This window comes from Saccharomonospora iraqiensis subsp. paurometabolica YIM 90007 (genome assembly GCF_000231035.2).
Classification (GTDB): domain Bacteria; phylum Actinomycetota; class Actinomycetes; order Mycobacteriales; family Pseudonocardiaceae; genus Saccharomonospora; species Saccharomonospora paurometabolica.
The window spans coordinates 338,381-339,581 of record NZ_KI912250.1; the positions used below are offsets into that span (position 1 = coordinate 338,381).

The 1,201-nt window shown below is 76.9% G+C and carries 2 protein-coding genes; both read right to left on the minus strand.

What is annotated here, in order from left to right:
- The coding region (locus SACPADRAFT_RS28485) for an ATP-binding cassette domain-containing protein (protein WP_040924556.1) at positions 1 to 390 on the minus strand (390 nt) is incomplete at its 3' end.
- Positions 387 to 1,163 carry an ABC transporter permease gene (locus SACPADRAFT_RS0217785; protein WP_028662550.1) on the minus strand — a complete coding sequence of 259 codons (777 nt, stop codon included), beginning with the start codon at positions 1,161 to 1,163 and terminating at the stop codon, positions 387 to 389. The genes SACPADRAFT_RS28485 and SACPADRAFT_RS0217785, both read right to left, overlap by 4 nt.
- Positions 1,164 to 1,201 lie beyond the last annotated feature (38 nt).

Consider the following 1,201-nt stretch of genomic DNA (forward strand, 5'->3'; position numbering starts at 1 on the left):
TCTGCGCTTGGCGAGGGGCAGGGCGTCCACCTCGCCCAGCTCCCGCCGGGCCCGCTCGCGCGCGGCCGGACGGGAACCCCCGCGCGAGCGCGGCCCGAACGCCACGTTGTCGAGCACGCTGAGGTGCGGGAACAGCCGCGGCTCCTGCGCGAGCAGACCCACCCCGCGCCGGTGCGGTGCGACGTGCGTGCGGGTGTCGTCGAGGGTCCGGCCCGCCAGGGCCACCGAGGCCGTGTCCGGCCGCAGCAGCCCCGCCAGGCAGGACAGCACCGTGGACTTGCCGGAGCCGTTCGGCCCGAGCACGGCCAGCACCTCGCCGTCGGCGACCTCGAACGCCACCGACAGCGTGAAGGCGTCCCGGCGCAGGTCGAGGTCGGCGTGCAGGGTCACGACCGCACGCCCTCGACCGCCCGCGGCCGGGCGGCGGCGATGACCACGACGGCCACGACGACCAGCAGGAGCGCCAGCGCCACGGCGCTGTCCACGTCGGTCTGCGCCCGGTGGTACACCTCCACCGGCAGCGTGCGGGTGACCCCCTCCAGACTGCCCGCGAAGGTGAGCGTGGCGCCGAACTCGCCGAGCGCGCGGGCGAAGCTGAGCACCGCGCCGGACCCGAGCGCGGGCAGCAGCAGCGGCAGCGTCACCCGGCGCAGCACCGTCGGCGGGCCCGCGCCGAGCGTGGCGGCCACCCGTTCGTGGCCGGTGCCGGCGGCACGCAGGGCCCCCTCCAGACTCACGACCAGGAACGGCATCGCCACGAAGGTCTGCGCCAGCACCACGGCGGCCGTGGTGAACGGCACCCGCACCCCGGCGACGACGTCGAGCAGCTGGCCGAGGAACCCGGTGCGGCCGAACAGGAACAGCAGCGCCAGCCCGCCCACCACCGGGGGCAGCACCAGCGGCAGCAGCACGACCGCGCGCAGCAGCCGCACGACCGGCCCCCGGGTGCGCGCCAGCACCACCGCCAGCGGGACGCCGAGCAGTACGCACGCCCCCGTGGACAGGGTGGCGGTGACCAGGGACAACCGCAGGGCGTTCAGCGCGGCGGGCCGGGTGAGCAGAGCGGGAAGTCCGGCGAGGTCGGTGCGGGTGAGCAGTCCGACCACCGGGAGCACCACCAGCGCCAGCGCGGCGCCGGCGGGCACCCACAACACGCGGGGCACCCCCGGTTCCCGCGACGTCCGGTCCCCGCGGTCCGATC